Origin of the sequence: Citrobacter sp. Cm046, from assembly GCF_030333065.1 — a bacterium.
Taxonomy (GTDB): Bacteria; Pseudomonadota; Gammaproteobacteria; order Enterobacterales; family Enterobacteriaceae; genus Citrobacter; species Citrobacter murliniae.
In genome coordinates, this window is the sequence record NZ_JAOWGP010000037.1 from 300,878 (window position 1) to 319,761 (window position 18,884).

Annotated in this window: 21 protein-coding genes; 6 read left to right on the forward strand and 15 right to left on the reverse strand. The window is 52.4% G+C overall.

Annotation, left to right across the window (positions count from 1 at the left end; all coding sequences use genetic code 11):
• From flgL to flgB, 11 genes are all read right to left on the reverse strand, one after another.
• The gene (gene flgL / locus OGX98_RS10195; RefSeq protein ID WP_200011892.1) at positions 1-954 is read right to left on the reverse strand and encodes a flagellar hook-associated protein FlgL; all 954 of its coding nucleotides are present in this window, start codon (positions 952-954) and stop codon (positions 1-3) included.
• Positions 955-968: 14 nt separating this feature from the next.
• A complete protein-coding gene (flgK, locus tag OGX98_RS10200; protein ID WP_048221657.1) occupies positions 969-2,627 on the reverse strand; it encodes a flagellar hook-associated protein FlgK in 1,659 nt (552 codons plus the stop codon).
• Between the two features lie 64 nt (positions 2,628-2,691).
• Positions 2,692-3,642 carry a flagellar assembly peptidoglycan hydrolase FlgJ gene (flgJ, locus tag OGX98_RS10205; RefSeq protein WP_045441680.1) on the reverse strand — a complete coding sequence of 317 codons (951 nt, stop codon included), beginning with the start codon at positions 3,640-3,642 and terminating at the stop codon, positions 2,692-2,694.
• The gene (locus tag OGX98_RS10210) at positions 3,642-4,718 is read right to left on the reverse strand and encodes a flagellar basal body P-ring protein FlgI (protein WP_233617170.1); all 1,077 of its coding nucleotides are present in this window, start codon (positions 4,716-4,718) and stop codon (positions 3,642-3,644) included. The genes flgJ and OGX98_RS10210 overlap by 1 nt, the downstream gene beginning before the upstream one ends.
• A 33-nt stretch (positions 4,719-4,751) precedes the next feature.
• A complete protein-coding gene (gene flgH / locus OGX98_RS10215) occupies positions 4,752-5,450 on the reverse strand; it encodes a flagellar basal body L-ring protein FlgH (RefSeq protein WP_032939885.1) in 699 nt (232 codons plus the stop codon).
• 57 nt (positions 5,451-5,507) lie between these two features.
• Positions 5,508-6,290, reverse strand: coding sequence for a flagellar basal-body rod protein FlgG (gene flgG, locus OGX98_RS10220; protein ID WP_045441663.1), 783 nt, complete (start codon positions 6,288-6,290; stop codon positions 5,508-5,510).
• Between the two features lie 13 nt (positions 6,291-6,303).
• Positions 6,304-7,059 carry a flagellar basal body rod protein FlgF gene (locus OGX98_RS10225; protein ID WP_048211227.1) on the reverse strand — a complete coding sequence of 252 codons (756 nt, stop codon included), beginning with the start codon at positions 7,057-7,059 and terminating at the stop codon, positions 6,304-6,306.
• Positions 7,060-7,079: 20 nt separating this feature from the next.
• The gene (gene flgE / locus OGX98_RS10230) at positions 7,080-8,366 is read right to left on the reverse strand and encodes a flagellar hook protein FlgE (protein WP_045441659.1); all 1,287 of its coding nucleotides are present in this window, start codon (positions 8,364-8,366) and stop codon (positions 7,080-7,082) included.
• Between the two features lie 26 nt (positions 8,367-8,392).
• Positions 8,393-9,091 (reverse strand): flagellar hook assembly protein FlgD, encoded by a 699-nt coding sequence (gene flgD / locus OGX98_RS10235; protein WP_045441657.1) that lies wholly within the window; start codon positions 9,089-9,091, stop codon positions 8,393-8,395.
• A gap of 11 nt (positions 9,092-9,102) precedes the next feature.
• Entirely contained in the window at positions 9,103-9,507 is a 405-nt protein-coding gene (gene flgC / locus OGX98_RS10240; protein WP_045441655.1) for a flagellar basal body rod protein FlgC, read from the reverse strand.
• Positions 9,508-9,510: 3 nt separating this feature from the next.
• Positions 9,511-9,927: a flagellar basal body rod protein FlgB gene (gene flgB / locus OGX98_RS10245; protein ID WP_048221659.1), complete on the reverse strand. Its 417-nt coding sequence runs from the start codon at positions 9,925-9,927 to the stop codon at positions 9,511-9,513.
• Between the two features lie 157 nt (positions 9,928-10,084).
• On the opposite strand from flgB, the gene flgA reads away from it, so the two are divergent.
• The 3 genes from flgA to flgN all read left to right on the forward strand — a co-directional run bounded on the left by flgA (position 10,085) and on the right by flgN (position 11,556).
• Positions 10,085-10,744 (forward strand): flagellar basal body P-ring formation chaperone FlgA, encoded by a 660-nt coding sequence (gene flgA, locus OGX98_RS10250; RefSeq protein ID WP_045449563.1) that lies wholly within the window; start codon positions 10,085-10,087, stop codon positions 10,742-10,744.
• Positions 10,745-10,836: 92 nt separating this feature from the next.
• Positions 10,837-11,130 carry a flagellar biosynthesis anti-sigma factor FlgM gene (gene flgM, locus OGX98_RS10255; protein WP_045441651.1) on the forward strand — a complete coding sequence of 98 codons (294 nt, stop codon included), beginning with the start codon at positions 10,837-10,839 and terminating at the stop codon, positions 11,128-11,130.
• Between the two features lie 3 nt (positions 11,131-11,133).
• The gene (flgN, locus tag OGX98_RS10260) at positions 11,134-11,556 is read left to right on the forward strand and encodes a flagella biosynthesis chaperone FlgN (RefSeq protein ID WP_045441649.1); all 423 of its coding nucleotides are present in this window, start codon (positions 11,134-11,136) and stop codon (positions 11,554-11,556) included.
• 44 nt (positions 11,557-11,600) lie between these two features.
• Here flgN and murJ read toward each other — a convergent pair whose 3' ends face one another.
• From murJ to rimJ, 4 genes are all read right to left on the reverse strand, one after another.
• On the reverse strand, positions 11,601-13,136 hold the full coding sequence (murJ, locus tag OGX98_RS10265; RefSeq protein ID WP_048221661.1) for a murein biosynthesis integral membrane protein MurJ: 1,536 nt from the start codon (positions 13,134-13,136) through the stop codon (positions 11,601-11,603).
• Positions 13,137-13,375: 239 nt separating this feature from the next.
• Positions 13,376-14,299 (reverse strand): Gfo/Idh/MocA family protein, encoded by a 924-nt coding sequence (locus OGX98_RS10270; protein WP_048221662.1) that lies wholly within the window; start codon positions 14,297-14,299, stop codon positions 13,376-13,378.
• 1 nt (position 14,300) lies between these two features.
• Complete coding sequence (locus OGX98_RS10275) at positions 14,301-14,948, reverse strand: YceH family protein (RefSeq protein WP_200011897.1); 648 nt, start codon at positions 14,946-14,948, stop codon at positions 14,301-14,303.
• Positions 14,949-14,983: 35 nt separating this feature from the next.
• Positions 14,984-15,568, reverse strand: coding sequence for a ribosomal protein S5-alanine N-acetyltransferase (rimJ, locus tag OGX98_RS10280; protein ID WP_045441640.1), 585 nt, complete (start codon positions 15,566-15,568; stop codon positions 14,984-14,986).
• A gap of 259 nt (positions 15,569-15,827) precedes the next feature.
• Here rimJ and mdtH point away from each other — a divergent pair, with 259 nt between their 5' ends.
• The 3 genes from mdtH (at position 15,828) to pyrC (ending at position 18,863) form a co-directional block, all read left to right on the forward strand.
• Positions 15,828-17,036 carry a multidrug efflux MFS transporter MdtH gene (gene mdtH / locus OGX98_RS10285; RefSeq protein WP_045441637.1) on the forward strand — a complete coding sequence of 403 codons (1,209 nt, stop codon included), beginning with the start codon at positions 15,828-15,830 and terminating at the stop codon, positions 17,034-17,036.
• 115 nt (positions 17,037-17,151) lie between these two features.
• The gene (locus OGX98_RS10290) at positions 17,152-17,712 is read left to right on the forward strand and encodes a lipoprotein (protein WP_045441634.1); all 561 of its coding nucleotides are present in this window, start codon (positions 17,152-17,154) and stop codon (positions 17,710-17,712) included.
• A gap of 104 nt (positions 17,713-17,816) precedes the next feature.
• Positions 17,817-18,863 (forward strand): dihydroorotase, encoded by a 1,047-nt coding sequence (pyrC, locus tag OGX98_RS10295; RefSeq protein WP_286595238.1) that lies wholly within the window; start codon positions 17,817-17,819, stop codon positions 18,861-18,863.
• The last annotated feature ends 21 nt before the right edge of the window (positions 18,864-18,884 follow it).

The window sequence follows — 18,884 nt, forward strand, 5'->3', positions numbered from 1 at the left end:
TTACCGATTTATCTGGAACAGCGACATGCCCTGCATATCAGTAAACGCTTTGTAAGAAGCCTGTAATGCCGCCTGCTGCATTACATAGGAAGAGATTGCCGCATTCCAGTCAACATCTACCAGATTACTCATCTGCTGGGTTTGCCCTAATGCACGATCTGCTCCCAGCGAATCCAGTGAACTCAGTTCACTGAGTTGGGTACCTAATTCTGCGCGAACGGACAGGACGTTATTGAGCGAGTTTTTCAGGCCACGGTTGGTTTTATCAATCGCTTCAGCAGCCTTGGCTTTGGCTACATCATCGCCTGCGATAGGTGTTTTGAGGGCATCAATAGCGGTATCCAGCATTTTGAACAGGTTCTTTTCCTGAGTGCTACCCGCCGGCTCCGGTACGGCATTGCTGGTCACATTGGCAAAAATTTTATCGCCTGTATGGCCAATTACCATGGTACGGGCCGCATCCACCTGCTGAGTCACATTTTGGGTTCCGCCTGTATATGTACCATCAGCCTGAGTAAATGGTGCGGACTCTGTTTTATATCCGCCGAAAATGTAACGGCCATTGCCATCTGTGCTGTTCGCCAGGTTCATTAGCTGATCGCGAATCCCCTGCAAATCGGTTGCCAGCGATGCGCGATCATCATCGCTTAGCGTGCCGTTACCTGCATGGACAATTTTTTCCTGCGCAGTCTGAATTGCCGTCGTTACCTGCCCCAGCACGTTCTCTTCCAGCGATACTTTCTGCGTCGCGAAAGTACGCGCCAGCGTATACTGGCTGTTCTGCGCTTGTGCCTGAGACAACACGATAGCCTGTGACGCAGCAATTGGATCGTCAGACGGATTAATTACGCGTTTGCCTGTCGACATCTGCTCGCCGAACTTCATCCATTCGGCCTGAGAGTTAGTGATGCCACGCATGTTCTGCTGGTACATCATCTGGGTACTGATACGCATTGAGTCCCTCTCCCTTAGCGAATATTCAGAAGTGCATCAAAGAGTGAGTTCGCAGTTTGCAGGACCTGGGCGTTAGCCAGATAATACTGCTGAAAGCGCTGCAAGTTACCGTACTCTTCGTCGAGGTTAACCCCGGAAATAGACTGCTGCTGATTAGAGAGCTGCGTAACCACATTGTTCTGTGTGGTGCTGCTGGTTTTAAGCGTGGCAGTTTTGTTGCCAACATCGCTCACCAGCGTAGCGTACGCGTCGTTAAAGGTTTTATTCCCAACGGTGGATTTAGTTTGCAGATCCAACAGTTTCTGACCGTTGCGGTTATCGCTTTTTCCCTTGTCCTTATCTGGATCCAGGTCATTTTTGGAGACTTCGGCCATGGCGATTTTCGACTCATCGGTCACCATAACTTTCATATCAACGATGGCATTGCTCACAGGTTTCAGAGTAAAGCTATCATTCGCCTTCGCGCCAGCACCTACCGTTATCTCCATCCCGTCAAAGGACATTTTCCCGCCGGTAACAGTAGCTTTAAAGCTGGTATTGTCTGCCAGACGGGTGACCTGCCAGTCTGTACCATCAAAAACGATTTTATAATCAGTAGCCTGAACAGCGGAGCTGTCAGTAATTTTTGCAGTTAACGAGCCTGTACCGGTGTTTTTGGCATTACTGAATGTAGACGGGCTGCCGATGGCAAAGAAATCTTTGCCCGCATCACCGTTGGCATCAAATCCCTCTTTGTGCTGCGTATTAAACGCATCTGCAAAGGCGAGTGCCAGTTGGCCCAGGGTATTACGCGTCTGGTCCAGCTCCTCAGAGCGAAACGTCAACAGTCCACCCAGCGAACCGGTATTCAATAGTTTCTCTGGAATTTCAATATTTCCGGCAACGCTGTCAACATACGCTACAGTGGTACGGGAAGGATCGGCGCTGGAAGGTACCGCCGCGAGCTGACGGGCATTGCTACCCTGCACCAGCGAATAACCATTCGCCATGTTCACGTTGTAAGTGCCACCGTCCTGAACGCTGACTTCCACACCCACAATCTTGTTCAACTCGCTCACGAGCTGATCACGCTGATCAAGCAGGTCGTTAGGTGATGCACCTGCGCCAACGCCGGTCAAACGGGAGATTTGATCGTTGAGACTGGCGATTTGCTTCGAATAGTTATTGATCTGGTCAACGCTGGCGTTGATAGCGATATTTACCTGTTTATCCTGATCGCGCAGGTACTGGTCAGTCGTTTTAAACTGATTGACTAAACCATCGGCTTTGCCAATCAGCGCCTGGCGTGCCGCCGGATCTTCTGCGTTACTGACCAGTGTTTGCAGGCTGGTGAAAAAACCCTGCATTGAAGTCGAAATTGAGCTGGTTTTACTGGAAAGCAGATTGTCAATTTTCGACATTTGTTCATAACGTGTCGTCAGACCGCTACTCTGATTCTGCGCTGCACGTAACTGATTAGTGATGAATGAATCATACTCACGCTGCACGCCAGAAACATAAACACCATTGCCAACCCAGCCCCCCGCCCCCAGCGTGCTGTTCAATTGCGCCATAATTGTCGTTTGCCGAGTGTAACCGGCGACGTTATAGCTGTTGATGTTATTACTGGTCGTGTTCAACGCGGCCTGCGCTGCGCTGAGTCCACTCATGGCGTTATTGATCAAGCTGGACATGGAGGTTCCTTGTAATCCTTCAATACTCGTTATTATCGGCAGCGGTTTTGTAGACTTGAGCTATTTAAAAGAGATTGTCGAGATTCGTACTGTAGGTTTTACTCACTTTCTCACTCATTGATTTCAACTGCTGGATCATACTGGTTAATTTACGCGCATAATTAGGGTCGGTGGCGTAACCTGCGTTCTGCAGCGCCTGTGCCCCCTGCTCTGCGGTTGCGGCAACGGTCACCGCCGCGTAGCGCGGATTACGCGAGATTAACCCGACATAATCCGACAACGCCTCAAGATAAGAGCTATAGACGCGGAATCTGGCTTTCACCTTTTTCGCCTCACCGTTTTCATATTCGGTAGTGGTGATTTCGGTTGTCGGTCCTTTCCAACTTCCCGAGGCCTTCACGCCAAAAATGTTAAAGCTTGGCTCACCGTTCTCACGACGAATTTGTCGCTGTCCCCATCCAGATTCCAGCGCGGCCTGCGCCAGAATCAGATGATGGGGTACACCGCTCTGCTGACTTGCCAGTTTTGCCGGCAGCGAAAGCTGGGCCAGGAAGTCTTTGCTGTCGCCCGACAGCGGCTCATCGTTGCTTTCTGTCGTTCTGGGGATCGCTTTACGGACCAGTTGGGTCAGTGCCTGATTTTGATAGCTGGTCACCGTTTCCAGTGAGAACTTCATTGGCACCTGCGGCGCATCATCAGCAGGCTGCGCCTGACCCTCTGTCATTTGCTTAACCATCATTTCCGCCAGCCCCAGTCCTTTACCTGCAGTCATCTGCTGGGCAATTTGCTGGTCATACATGCTGGTGTACAAACGCGTGGAGTCGCTGCTAAACACACCGTCTTTCGGCAGCGCCTCACGCATACTTTTCAGCATCATCTGCACGAACATCCCTTCCACCTGGCGAGCAACCGGACGGATATTCGCCGCCGGATCCTGGCCCGCTTTCGCTTTCAGTTCGTTCAGCGACTGTGCATCCCAGGCAGCACTGGTGAGCAGTTTGCTATCGCCAATCATCAGATGATTTCCAGTTTGGCACGCAGGCAACCTGCGCTCTGCATTGACTGCAGAATGGACATCAGATCCATTGGCGTTGCGCCGAGGGCATTAAGCGCGCGTACAACGTTGTTCAGATTGGCGCTGGAACGCACACTTTGCAACGAACCACTGCTCTGGCGCAGATCGATCTGGGTTTGCGGCGTCACCACGGTTTGGCCACCGCCAAACGGCGTATCTGGCTGGCTGACGTTAGCCTGACGATTAACTGTAATCGACAGATTACCCTGCGCAACAGCACAGCTGTCCAGCGTGACTTCGCGGTTCATCACCACGGACCCCGTACGCGAGTTAATAATCACTTTCGCATCCTGCGGCGTAACGTTTACCTCAATATTCTGAATGTCGGCCAGGAAGCGTACCTGTGAACTATTACCGCTGGGCACACGCACCTGAATCGTCCGCGCATCCAGCGCGGTGGCGCTACCAAAACCACGAGAGCGGTTGATGGTGTCGGTAATCTGTTGCGCCATAGTGAAATCTTCATTATTGAGCTGCAGATTGATGGTGTTGCCGCCACCAAACTGGCTGGGCAATTCACGTTCAATGATGGCCCCGTTGGTAATACGCCCACCATTAAGCTGGTTAACCTGTACGCTACTGCCTCCTGCTGAAGCCCCCGCGCCACCAACCAGAATATTCCCCTGCGCCAGCGCATAGACCTGACTATCGACTCCTTTCAAAGGGGTCATCAGCAGCGTGCCACCGCGCAGGCTTTTGGCGTTACCCATTGAAGAGACCACTACATCAATGGTTTGTCCCTGACGTCCAAATGCCGGGAATGATGCCGTAACCATCACCGCCGCCACGTTTTTCAATTGCATGTTAGTTCCGGTCGGAACGGTGATCCCCAATTGGGAGAGCATGTTATTGAGCGTTTGCGTGGTGAATGGCGTCTGAGTTGTCTGGTCACCCGTACCGTCCAGCCCCACCACCAACCCATAGCCAATCAGTGAGTTTTCACGTACACCCTGAACGCTGGTCAGATCACGTATACGATCTGCATGAGCAAACGTGGCTGACAGCACCAGTACCATTCCAACAAGAGCTTTAATCACTGGATACCCCGCTTACATCGGCGACAAATTAAGGAAGAAACGCTGCAACCAGCCCATATTCTGCGCTTCGTTGATATAGCCGTTACCGACATATTCAATACGCGCATCCGCAACCTGAGTTGACGGAACGGAGTTGCTGCCACTGATGGTGCGCGGGTTAACGACCCCGGAGAAACGGATAAATTCAGTGCCCTGATTGATGGCGATCTGTTTTTCACCCACAACGTGTAAATTGCCATTCACCAGAACCTGGTCAACGGTCACCGTCAATGTGCCGCTAAAGGTGTTACTGGCGTTCGCGCCACCTTTTCCATTGAAGGTATTGCCGCCAGAAGCTTCCACGTCGGCACGCTCGTTGCCAAACAATCCCTGCAGATAACGTGGCACCGTGTCAAAGCCGAAGTTAGTCTTGCCATCACGGCTGGCGTTAGCGGAAGAGCTTTTGCTCGCGCTGACATTTTCCTGCAATACGATGGTCAGCGTATCGCCAATATTACGTGGACGGCGGTCTTCAAATAGCGGTTGATAGCCATAGTTAATCGGCTGTGCCGACTGGAATATAGAGCCGTTCGCGACCGGCGTCGGGCCAGGGATCGGTTGGGCAGACGTCGCGCCCTGCACGAGCGGAGTGGCCGGGATCCAGGCGCATCCTGTCAGCGATACCACCAACAGGGCTAAAATCGGGTAAGGGTGAAGCGCGTATTTTCGCATTGCCTTCATCTTCAAAATCAGTGTGCCGGCGAGACACCCGCCCCGCCGGACAACACTTTAGAGTTGCGTCAGTTTCTGCAGCATCTGATCGGTGGTAGATACCGCTTTACTGTTGATTTCATAAGCGCGCTGAACCTGGATCATATTCACCAGCTCTTCCGCCACATTCACGTTAGAGGTTTCAACATAGCCCTGATAAAGTAGCCCCGCGCCGTTAAGCCCCGGTGTACTCTCATTCGGCGCGCCGGAGGATTGCGTTTCGGTGTACAGATTCTCACCAATGCTTTCCAGACCGGTATCGTTCATAAAAGTGGTCAGGTTGAGCTGTCCTACCTGAACAGGTGCAGCTTGCCCCTGCTGCGTAACGCTGACGATGCCGTCTCGCCCAATGGTGATGCTCAGCGAGTTTGCAGGGATGGTGATAGCAGGCTGAACCTGAAAACCACCCGCCGTCACCAGCTGACCATTCTGATCTACCTGGAAAGAACCATCACGGGTATAAGCTGAGGTACCATCCGGCAGCATGACCTGGAAAAATCCCTGACCTTTAATAGCAACGTCTTTGCTGTTGTTGGTCTGTGACAGGTTGCCCTGGCTGTGTAAACGCTCAGTCGCAACCGGACGCACACCGGTACCGATTTGCAGGCCTGAAGGCAGTACGGTCTGTTCCGAAGACTGCGCGCCAGGTTGACGAATCGTCTGGTACAGCAGATCTTCAAACACCGCACGTTGACGTTTAAAACCATTGGTACTGACGTTTGCCAGGTTGTTGGCAATCACATCCATGTTGGTTTGCTGCGCATCCAGGCCGGTTTTGGCGATCCATAATGAACTGATCATAAAATGTCCTGTATTAACTCATCGACAGCAGTTGGTTGGCACGACCCGCGTTATCATCCACGCTACTGATAATCTTCATCTGCATTTCGAAGCGGCGAGCGCTGGCGATCATGTCGCTCATCGCGGCAACCGGTTTGACGTTACTGCCTTCCAGCACACCCGACATTACGCGGATGCTTGGGTCAGCCTGCAACGTCGGTCCACGGGTCGCCTGTGCAGCCGCGCTCAGACGAAACATACCGTCATCACCACGTTGCACTTCACTCCCTGTTGCCTTCACCAGCTTCAAACGCCCCACTGGTGCTACCGTATTCGCCGGATCGCCTGGGTTGAGTGCGGAAATCGTCCCATCAGCAGCGATGGTCACTTCCGACCCTTCCGGAACCGCTATTGGCCCGGCTTCGCCAATCACCGGATGTCCCTGAATCGTCAGTTCACCGGTCGGGCTCACCTGAATTGCGCCATTGCGGGTATACCCTTCGCTACCGTCAGCGGTCTGCACCGCCAGCCAGCCATCCTGTTGCAACGCCACGTCCAGTGGACGAGAGGTGTAGTCCATCTGGCCAGGCGTCATATCGGCCCCCGGCGTTGAAGCCACCACCAGCGTACGCGTTGGCAAAGAGAGTCCTTCAACAGGTACCGCACGCAGCGCGTTAAGCTGCGCGCGGAAACCCGGCGTGGAGGCATTTGCCAGGTTGCTGGCCGTCACCGCCTGCTGATTTAGCGTCTGACTGGCCGCGCCCATGGCGGTATATATTGCGTGATCCATTAAGCCATCCCGTCAGGCGCTTAGCGCAGGTTGACCAGCGTGTTGAGGATCTGATCCTGGGTTTTGATAGTCTGCGCATTCGACTGATAGTTGCGCTGCGCGACGATCATGTTCACCAGTTCTTTACTCAAATCTACGTTTGATGATTCCAGCGCACCGTTAGTCAGTTTGCCGAAGTTACCAGTACCTGCAGTACCGAGCAGTGCCACGCCAGAGGACTGTGTCGCGGCCCAGACGTTATCGCCCTGAGAAGCCAGACCTTCATTATTGGCAAAGTTAGCCAGCACGATCTGCCCCAGAACCTGTTTCTGTTCGTTGGAGTAGTTACCCACCACGGTACCGTCGTTGTTAATCTGATAGCTCACCAGATCGCCCGGTTTGTAACCATTCTGGTTGGTGGCAACGATGTTGTTGGCGCCCGTATTTTGCTGCATGGAGTTCAGGAAGCTGAGAGAGAACCCAGCCGGAACCGCGCCATTGATGGCACCGGTAGTGATCTGAATCTGCGGTTGAGCGTTAGCAGGACCTTCAACCAGGTGTTTAGGGCCAGTTGGATCTAGCGGGTCTACTGGTTCTTCAACATAGTTATTCACTGAGGCCAGCGTGCCGTTAGCACTAAAATTCATCACAGCATTTTTAGTGGCGACTGACCCGGCAACGCTGGCATCCTGGGTATAGACATCCCATTTGTTATCCGTAGTTTTGACATAAAAAATATTCATGTCATGGGCATTACCCTGGCTATCGAAAACGGTAACGGTGCCTTTTTTGTTGTACGAATCCGCATCACTCGGGTTGAATGGTGCTTTTGACGGGACCTTGTCAGTTGAGTTCAGGTTGATCTGCATTGACGCAGTGGTCGTGGCTTTTGCCGCCATCAGGGTATTCGGGATGGTGATCGGTGCCGGGTTAGCGCCCTGTTGAACTGTTGGCGGTGTCCCGGTGGCCGGATAACCTGTCAATTGCAGCCCCTGCATGTTGACGATATTGCGGTTTTCATCGAGCTTGAACTGGCCGTTACGGCTGTAAAACACTGAACCGTTGCTGTCGACCATGCGGAAGAAACCGTTTTGGCTGATGGCAACATCCAGACCACGTCCGGTGTTAGTCGTAGTGCCATCGGTAAAGTCCTGGGTTATACCCGCAACTTTAACACCCAGACCCACTTTAGAGCCGGCAAACATATCCGCAAATGAGGCCGTACCGGATTTAAAACCATAGGTGGCGGAGTTGGCGATGTTATTACCAATGACATCGAGGTTGGTCGCTGCAGCGTTCAGACCGCTGACCGCTTGAGAAAAGGCCATGACTTACTCCTGATAAGTGTGAAGGCTTAGATTATTTGCCGTACTTCGTCGAGGGTGGTGGTTCCATAGGTGCCCAGGTCCAGCGTATTACCGCCATTACTGCGAATAACCCCCTGCACCAGCGCAAACTGAAGAGGCTGCGCCACGAGTTGCGTACCACCATTGCTGGCGGAAATCGCGACGTTGTAAGAGCCGTTCGGCGCAGCCGTGCCATCTGTCATGGTGCCGTCCCAGCTAAAGGTATGCACACCCGCCTTCAACCCACCGATCTCAATGGTGCGAATGACCTTACCGTCCTTATCGGTAATGGTCGCGGTGACCTTATCTGCTGGCTGCTGCAGTTCAACGCCAAACGGCGTAGTGGTGGTCGTTGCTCCCTCTTCCGTTCCTTTGCCGGTAAGGATAGTGGTCCCCGGGATCATGACACCGTGGCCGATAAGGGTACTGGCCTGCAGCGACTGACTGTTGTCGATTTGTCCGGAGATCGAGCCCAGCGTGGTGTTCAGCTTCTCAATACCGCTCACGGTGCTAATCTGCGCCAGCTGGGTGGTCAGCTCATTGTTTTGCATAGGATTGGTCGGATCCTGGTTTTTCAGCTGTGCAACCAGGAGCGTCAGAAAGCTGCTTTGCAGATCGGCAGCATTGCTGCCTGTCAGCGAACTTTTGCTACTGGCAGCATTAACGCCCGTACTGCTCGGGTCATTCATTTTTACAGCAATTGACATGTGCGCCTCCTTTACTGGCCTAGCGTCAGCGTTTTAAGCATCAAGCTTTTCACTGTGTTGAGCACTTCAACGTTTGCCTGATAGCTACGCGAGGCTGACATGGTGTTGACCATCTCCCCGACCACGTCCACATTCGGCATTTTTACGTAACCATTTGCATCGGCCAGCGGATTGCCAGGTTCATAAACCAGCTTATCTGGCGCCTGACTTTCAATGACGTCAGCGACTTTTACGCCGCCGGTAGCCGCACCCGGCGCTGCATCGACCTGAAAAACAACCTGCTTCGCGCGATACGGCTGGCCATCGGGTCCGGTCACGCTGTCCGCATTCGCCATGTTGCTGGCCGCGACGTTCAGGCGCTGGGATTGCGCCGTCAGCGCGGAGCCTGCGATATCAAAAATATTTAACAGCGCCACGAATTAGTTCCCTCCTTGCAGCACGTTCATCATGCCTTTGATTTGTCCACCCAATGCGGTAAGCCCCATCTGATACTTGAGACTGTTGTCCGCAAACTGTGTGCGTTCCCGATCCATATCAACCGTGTTGCCATCCAGGGACGGTTGGTCTGGGATGCGATAGAGCAACTCCGTGGAGGGAGCCGAGGTGGTCTGGGCCGGAATATGTTGTGCAGAGGTCAGCGTCAACGAGACACCGCCGGTTTCTTCCCGTCCTCGCACCATGACTTTTTTTAACTCACTGGCGAAATCCAGGTCACGCGCCTGGTACCCTGGCGTGTCGGCATTGGCAATGTTGGCCGCTAATACTTCCTGGCGTTGGGCGCGCAGATTCAGCGCTTCTTGTTGAAAACGTAAGGCGGCGTCGAGCTTATCGAGCATATCTCCTCCGCAAATGACAAAATTCAGCCGACAGCTTAAATCCCATCACGCGCGCGTTATCGTCGGAATAAACGCAAAATGCGTCGCTATTTGTTGCGTTGATGACTGCCTCACACAGGTAAAATCCCGTCACTACCTGAAAAAGCATGAGGTTTTGATGCAAACGTTTAAACGAGGAATAGCCGTGGCAGCGCTGCTGTTCAGTCCCCTGACGCTGGCGCAAGACCTCAATTCGCAGTTAACGGCATGGTTTTCAGAACGGCTGTCGGGGTTCAGTGATGAAGTGGTTGTCACTGTTCGCACACCGCCTAACCTGCGACCGGGCTGTGAGCAGCCGACGTTGAGCGTAGCTGGAAGCGCGAAGTTATGGGGCAATGTGAACGTCCTGGCCAGGTGTCCCAATGAAAAACGCTACCTGCAGGTGAATGTACAAGCCACGGGCAACTACGTAGTCGCCGCCGCTCCCATTGCACGAGGCAGCGCGCTTAACGCATCCAGCGTGACCTTAAAACGCGGTCGGCTGGACCAACTTCCGCCACGAACCGTTCTGGATATTAATCAGGTCCAGGATGCCGTAAGCCTACGCGACCTGGTCTCTGGCCAGCCGCTACAGCTGACGATGTTGCGTCAGGCATGGCGGATAAAAGCCGGCCAGCGCGTTCTGGTTATCGCAAACGGCGAGGGCTTTCGCGTGAATGCAGAAGGTAAAGCGCTGAATAATGCGGCCGTCGCGCAAAACGCGAGAGTGCGGATGCTTTCAGGACAGGTGGTGAGCGGAGTCGTCGATTCTGATGGGAATATTCTTATTAACCTATAATAGGTTAAAGATTTTTTAGCGGATGCCGATAGATAATCAACCAATGATTAAAGCGGGTCGCTATAGCGTAACCCCTCGATGAGGATAAAAAAATGAGCATTGATCGTACCTCACCATTGAAGCCAGTAAGCACTGTCCAACCACGCGAAACCAGCGACACGCCGGTACAAAAAGCGCGGAAGGAAAAAACATCAGCGACCAACAGCACCAGTGTGATGTTAAGCGACGCTCAGGCCAAGCTGATGCAACCCGGTACCAATGACATCAATATGGAGCGTGTTGAAGCATTGAAAATCGCGATCCGTAACGGTGAGCTGAAAATGGACACTGGGAAAATTGCAGACTCGCTGATCCGCGAGGCACAGAGCTACCTACAGAGTAAATAAAGTATGACTCGCTTGTCAGAAATACTTGATCAGATGACGACCGTCCTCAATGACCTGAAAACAGTGATGGATGCTGAACAGCAGCAGCTTTCCGCGGGCCATATCAACGGTAGCCAGCTACAGCGTATTACAGAAGAAAAAAGCTCTTTACTGGCGACCCTGGATTATCTGGAACAGCAGCGACGTCTCGAGCACGACTCGACGCGCAGCGCCAACGATGAGATAGCCGAGCGCTGGCAGACCATCACGAATAAAACACAGCATTTACGCGATCTCAACCAACATAATGGTTGGCTCCTGGAAGGGCAGATCGAGCGTAATCAACAGGCGATCAAGGTGCTGAAACCGCACCAGGAACCGACTCTGTATGGCGCTAATGGCCAAACCTCTGCGACGCATCGCGGCGGGAAAAAAATCTCTATCTGATATTGCGATAAGGGGAGCCACCTGACGGCAACTCCCCCTTTCTGTTACGCCGTCCGGCGTACAAACTCTTTCACTTTAAAGCCCAGAACGGCCAGCGCAGCAAAGTAGGCTGTAATACCAACAACGACAACAGCCATCAGACGCAGCAGACGCCACAGCATCGTTCCCTGCGACCACTCCGGCATGATGTAAAGCATGCCTACGAGCGCCGCAGACATGACCAGTACAGAAATCACCAGACGCGCCAGGAACCAGCCCCAGCCAGGTTGAGGGGTGAAAATTTTCTGTTTACGCAGTTGCCAATACAGCAGTGAGGCGTTCAGACATGCCGCCAGACCAATCGAGAGCGACAGTCCGGCATGTTTTAACGGGCCGATAAACGCCAGGTTCATCACCTGAGTCATAATCAGCGTCACAATGGCGATTTTCACCGGAGTTTTAATGTCCTGACGCGAGTAAAACCCAGGCGCAAGCACTTTCACTACGATCAATCCAATGAGACCAACCGAGTACGCCACCAGAGCGCGCTGGGTCATCAAAGCATCAAATGCAGTAAATTTACCGTACTGGAACAGGGAAACCGTCAGCGGCTTTGCCAGGATCCCCAACGCCACAGCACTGGGTAGTGCCAACAGAAAGCACAGGCGCAGCCCCCAGTCCATCAGTCGGCAATATTCATCATGATTTCCGCTGGAAAAACTCTTGGACAGCGATGGCAGCAGAATGGTCCCCAGAGCAACGCCCAGGACGCCTGACGGGAACTCCATCAGGCGGTCAGCATAGTACATCCATGAAACCGATCCTGAAGCCAGGAATGAGGCGAAAATTGTGTTGATGATCAGGGAAATCTGGCTGACAGATACGCCCAGGATTGCCGGGCCCATCTGCTTTACGACGCGCATCGCACCGGCATCGTGAAAGTTCACGCGCGGCAGCACCAGCATACCAATTTTTTTCAAATGCGGGAGCTGGTAAACCAGTTGTAATACCCCACCTACGGTGACGGCCCAGGCCAGCGCCAGTACCGGCGGGTTAAAATAAGGTGCAGCAAACAGCGCGAAACCGATCATGCTGATGTTCAGAAACGTCGGTGCAAACGCCGGAATGGAGAAACGGTTCCAGGTGTTAAGAATAGCGCCCACCAGCGAGGCTAGCGAAATTAACAGAATATAGGGAAAGGTTATCCGCAGCAGTTGAGTGGTAAGCGCAAACTTGTCGGCCGTATCGGCAAAGCCAGGCGCGGTGACCATAATCACCCACGGCGCTGCGAGCATTCCGACAACCGTGACCACCGCCAACGCCAGCGTCAACAGCCCAGAAACGTAAGCGACGAACACACGGGTGGCATCTTCACCCTGCTTACTTTTGTACTCTGCAAGAATTGGCACGAACGCCTGAGAAAACGCGCCTTCAGCAAAAATTCGACGCAGCAGGTTAGGAAGTTTGAATGCCACAAAAAAGGCATCTGTCGCCATCCCTGCGCCAAAAATTCTGGCGACAATCGCATCACGCGCAAAACCCAGCACGCGTGAAAACATCGTCATCGAGCTGACGGCCGCCAGCGACTTTAATAAATTCATCTATTTTATATTCCAGACCCTGGAGCAAAACCCCGCATGGCGAAACCGTAGACCAGATAACGCATTTAAGCGGTCATCCGGCAACATCACCGCACCCGATGGAGACGCATAAAAGTCTTATCAGGCAAACAGTTCACCCCACAGGTTGCCATCATTCACTGTTAGAAAGAGGAGTTATTTTGAGTGGGCATATAGTACCTGGATTACGATGAATTACTACCGCCAGATGTTACAGGGGGTTATTCAGCCATGGCATCCCGCCACAGCTTTTCGACCACGCGCTGAGCCAGAATCGCCTGTTCACCCGCCGTCTCAGGAACCGTCTGATTTTGCACGCATTCAATAAAGTGACGCGCGCATCCGGCAAAGCCACGTTGTTCCAGGGTTGTTTGCCAGCCTGGAACCGGCTTGTGTACTACGCCCTGTCCACGCTCCTCACGCCATTCCCGCATATCAGTAACGTCTATTAATCCTCCGTTCATCACCACCTGTACACTTTCTCGTTGGCTGCCCGCCCGACGATGCATACTGGTGGTTACTTGCACCTGACCCGCAGAAAAATGGTGTTCGGCATAAAGCATCGCCCCGGATTCGTTGGTCAACAGCGTACCGCTATTTATCAAAGCCTCTCCCCCGGACAGCCACAGCGCGGTGTCCACGACGTGCAGATAATCATCCAACAGCGTAAAACGCAGATCGTGCGGCCCAACACTATCCGTACGATGCTTGTCCATTCTGACAGAAGCAGCATCACCTAACTGCGCTTTTAAATCCCGGTAAAGCGGCGCAAACCGGCGATTGAAACCCACCATCAGCGTCAGTTTTTTCCGCGCCGCGAGTGCCACCAGTTGTTCAGCATCGCGCAAATTTTCCGCCAGGGGTTTATCCACGCAAACATGGATCCCGGCATTAAGCAATTCACTCACCACAGCATAATGTGTTGCGGTACTGGAATGGACAAAAACGGCATCGCAGGTTGCTGCCAGATTCGCCAGTGAATCAACGTATGGCATCCGCCAGGTTTCGCAAATACGCTCTGCTTTTTCCCGCGAAGGTGACCAGGCTCCCTGTAGTGTCCACTCCGGAGCCGCGCCAAGGACGGGTAACCAGGCTTTTTGCGCAATGCCGCCCAGCCCGACAACACCGATACGTAATTTTTTCACATTAGTCTCCCAGATGCGCCAGTAGCGAATCGAGCCGCTGTTTTAGCTCTGCCACTTCAGTTTCCAGCGCCTCGACGCGCGCCTGCAAACCACCAGAAGCAGCCGGAGATTCATCTGCCGTTGCGATCGGCTCATCAACTTCACCGCAAAACAGGTGCATATAACGGCTTTCGCGCTTACCGGGTTCACGTGCCAGACGGACAACATAAGGACCATCTTCACGGGTGGCCAGTGTCTCCAGAGTCGATTCAACTTCTGCCATGTCACTGAATTCATACATACGGGATGCTCGACTACGCAACTCTCCGGGCGTTTGTGCGCCGCGCAATAATAACGTCGTAATTAACGCCACTTCTCCTGCACTGAGCTTCAGATTGCCAAACTCTGAGTTACAAAAGCGTTGCTCGTATTTGGTTACGCGATTACCAAACCCGCTTACAGTACGCAGAAAATGCCGTTTAACCAGGTTATCCAGTTGGTCCTGCACTTCCGATTCCGACAGGTTCATCACCGGTTCACGATTGGTTTTTTGATTGCAGGCGGTCACAACGCCATTCACGGAGAGCGGATACTGTTCTGGCGTTGTTACCTGCTTTTCCAGCAGACAGCCAATCACGCGGGCTTCGGTGGCGGTTAATTCGTATTTCATCGTCTTCTCCATTAATCAGCCAATACAGCTGAAACTTAGCGACCCGGGGTCCATTCTGATGTTGTCAACGCCGTTAGCACGTGATCGCGCCACTGCCCGTCAATCAGCAGGTAGTCTTTTGCATACCCTTCTTTTTCAAAACCAAGCCGCGCCAGCAAATCGCCGCTACGTTTATTATGTGGCATGTAATTCGCCATAATGCGGTGAATATGCTGTGAGCGCTGCATATAACGAATGGCCGCGGTTAAGGCTTCATACATCAGCCCCTGTCCCTGCCACTTCTGCGCAATGGAATAACCGAGATAACATGCATGAAAAGATCCACGCACGACGTTAGAGAAGTTCGCGACGCCGATGATCTCTTTCTCTTCTGGATCGAGCAACGCAAAATAATAAGCAGACCCTTGTTTATGAAATTCAGAGATCATACTCAGACGCGCCTGCCAGCCAGAAGGATAACAATGGCTTTCATCGCGAACAGGTTCCCAGGGTTTTAAGAAATGACGATTTTCTGCGTAATAATCTGCCAGACGCCAGGCATCACGCTCATGCACTAAACGCACGACCAGGCGGTCCGTGGTTAAGCGCACTTTTGGCACGTTACTGCGATAGCCAAACATTCTATACCTACTCCTTCCCGTAACGTCTTCAATACGCTATTTGCGATACTATACCTGTGCAAATACACCCTGTGAAAAGAGCAAAACATCATTTTTTGAATTATTCACACATTTTGATGAAAACTCTCTATCAAGACTGGCTTTTGATAAAAAAATATTGTTTCCCCAGGGGTGGGAAAAGATCAGACGACACCGCAGAATAGGAGGTGCTTATCTTTTAAACTCTAATCAGAGTGACGAGTTTTTCCCTGGAGGGGAAATGTCGCAAGTTTCGCAGGCGAGGAACCTGGGTAAATATTTCCTGCTCATCGATAATATGTTGGTCGTACTGGGTTTCTTCGTCGTATTCCCGTTGATCTCTATTCGTTTCGTCGACCAAATGGGCTGGGCTGCCGTAATGGTTGGTATTGCGCTTGGATTACGCCAATTTATTCAGCAAGGGCTGGGTATTTTTGGCGGAGCGATTGCAGACCGTTTTGGTGCAAAACCGATGATTGTCACCGGCATGCTGATGCGCGCCGCCGGATTCGCCACTATGGGTATTGCCCATGAACCCTGGCTGCTGTGGTTTTCCTGTTTTCTCTCCGGATTAGGCGGCACACTGTTCGATCCTCCCCGCTCCGCGCTGGTGGTCAAACTGATCCGCCCGGAAAAACGTGGGCGTTTCTTCTCTATCCTGATGATGCAGGATAGTGCCGGCGCGGTCGTTGGTGCGTTACTCGGAAGCTGGCTGCTACAGTACGACTTCCGACTGGTATGCGCCACGGGCGCGATTTTGTTTGTCCTGTGCGCTGCCTTTAATGCCTGGCTTCTCCCCGCGTGGAAACTGTCGACGGTGAAAATTCCGGTACGCGAAGGGATGAGTCACGTGATGCATGACAAGCGATTTGTCACCTATGTCCTGACATTAGCGGGTTATTACATGCTGGCGGTGCAGGTCATGCTGATGCTACCGATTATGGTTAACGATATTGCGGGTTCACCGTCCGCCGTGAAATGGATGTATGCCATTGAAGCATGCCTCTCCTTAACGCTGCTCTACCCGATTGCTCGCTGGAGTGAAAAGCGTTTTCGCCTGGAACACCGCCTGATGGCCGGTTTGTTGGTGATGTCTCTCAGTATGATGCCCATTGGTCTGGTCGGTAATTTACAGCAGCTTTTCACTCTGATCTGTACGTTCTATATCGGTTCCATTATTGCGGAACCAGCGCGGGAAACGCTCAGCGCATCGCTGGCGAATGCGCGGGCACGGGGGAGTTACATGGGCTTTAGTCGGCTGGGATTAGCTATCGGCGGCGCAATAGGTTACATCGGCGGCGGCTGGTTGTTTGACATGGGCAAAGCGTTGTCGCAACCCGAACTGCCATGGATGATGCTCGGGGTTATCGGCCTTATCACTTTTCTGGCTCTGGGCTGGCAGTTCAGCCACAAACGCACATCACGCGGTATGCTGGAGCCAGGTGCCTGATATTTAGCCAGCCGCATGGACACATTTTCAGTTTTTTCTGCTGGTGTCCGGCGTGCTGGTACTAGATGCTGCTTTGTGTCACGATTACGCCACAAGCATCATGTTGAGGAACCCCATGAAAAAGTTTTTTTTTGCCGCTGCACTAATTGTCGGCGGCCTGTTGGTTGGTTGTAATCAACTCACGCAATACACGGTTAGCGAGCAAGAAATTAATCAGGCGCTGGCGAAACACAATAACTTTTCTAAAGACATTGGCTTGCCCGGTGTTGCTGAAGCACATATTGTTCTGAGCAATCTCGCCAGTCAGATCGGTCGTGAAGAGCCGAATAAAGTGACCCTGACCGGGGATGCCAATCTGGATATGAACTCCCTGTTTGGCAGTCAGAAAGCGACCATGAAGCTGAAGTTAAAAGCATTGCCGGTCTTCAACAAAGAAAAAGGCGCTATCTATCTGCAAGAGATGGAAGTTGTTGATGCAACCGTCACACCGGAAAAAATGCAATCGGTTCTGCAAACCCTGATGCCTTATTTAAACCAGTCGCTGCGGAATTATTTCAATCAGCAACCGGCTTATATCCTGCGAGAAGATAGCAGTAACGGCGAAGCGCTGGCGAAAAAGCTGGCCAAAGGTATTGAGGTGAAACCGGGAGAAATAATCATTCCGTTTACTGATTAATAAAAATGAGGGTGCATCAGCACCCTTTTTTTCGTGCAAACGAAAACGTTTCCGCTTATCCTTTGTTTCCGGCAAAAATGACTATCCTCAGCCGGAGCATATTGATGACTGCACCATCCCAGGTTTTAAAGATCCGCCGCCCAGACGACTGGCATCTTCACTTTCGCGATGGCGACATGTTAAAAACTGTCGTGCCCTATACCAGTGAAATTTATGGGCGCGCGATTGTCATGCCCAACCTGGCACCGCCTGTCACTACGGTTGACGCCGCTATCGCGTACCGTCAGCGCATTCTTGACGCGGTGCCTGCCGGTCACGATTTCACCCCATTAATGACCTGCTACTTAACGGATACGCTGGATCCCAATGAGCTGGAGCGCGGATTCAAAGAAGGTGTATTCACTGCAGCCAAACTCTATCCGGCGAATGCCACCACCAACTCCACACACGGCGTGACATCTATTGATGCCATCATGCCAGTGCTGGAGCGGATGGAAAAACTCGGCATGCCATTGCTGGTACATGGCGAAGTGACCCATGCGGACATCGATATTTTTGATCGCGAAGCGCGCTTTATTGAAACTGTGATGGAGCCATTGCGTCAGCGCCTGACCGCGCAGAAAGTCGTGTTTGAACATATCACCACCAAAGATGCAGCAGAGTACGTGCGTGACGGGAATGAATTCCTCGCAGCAACGATAACGCCACAGCATTTAATGTTTAACCGCAACCATATGCTGGTAGGCGGAATTCGCCCGCATCTGTATTGCTTACCGATCCTCAAGCGTAACATCCACCAGCAGGCGCTGCGTGAACTGGTCGCCAGCGGTTTTACCCGCGCATTCCTTGGCACTGACTCGGCACCACATGCACGTCATCGCAAAGAGTCCAGTTGCGGCTGCGCGGGTTGTTTTAACGCACCGACCGCGCTGGGCAGTTATGCCACCGTATTCGAAGAGATGAATGCTCTGGCCCATTTTGAAGCCTTCTGCTCGCTTAATGGCCCTCGATTCTACGGACTGCCGGTTAACGAAACCTTTATTGAACTGGTTAGAATTGAACAGCAGGTACCGGAGAGCATCGCGCTTGAAGATGACACACTGGTCCCCTTCCTCGGCGGAGAAACGGTACGCTGGTCTGTAAAAAGATAAAAAAAATATAGCCAACTGTTG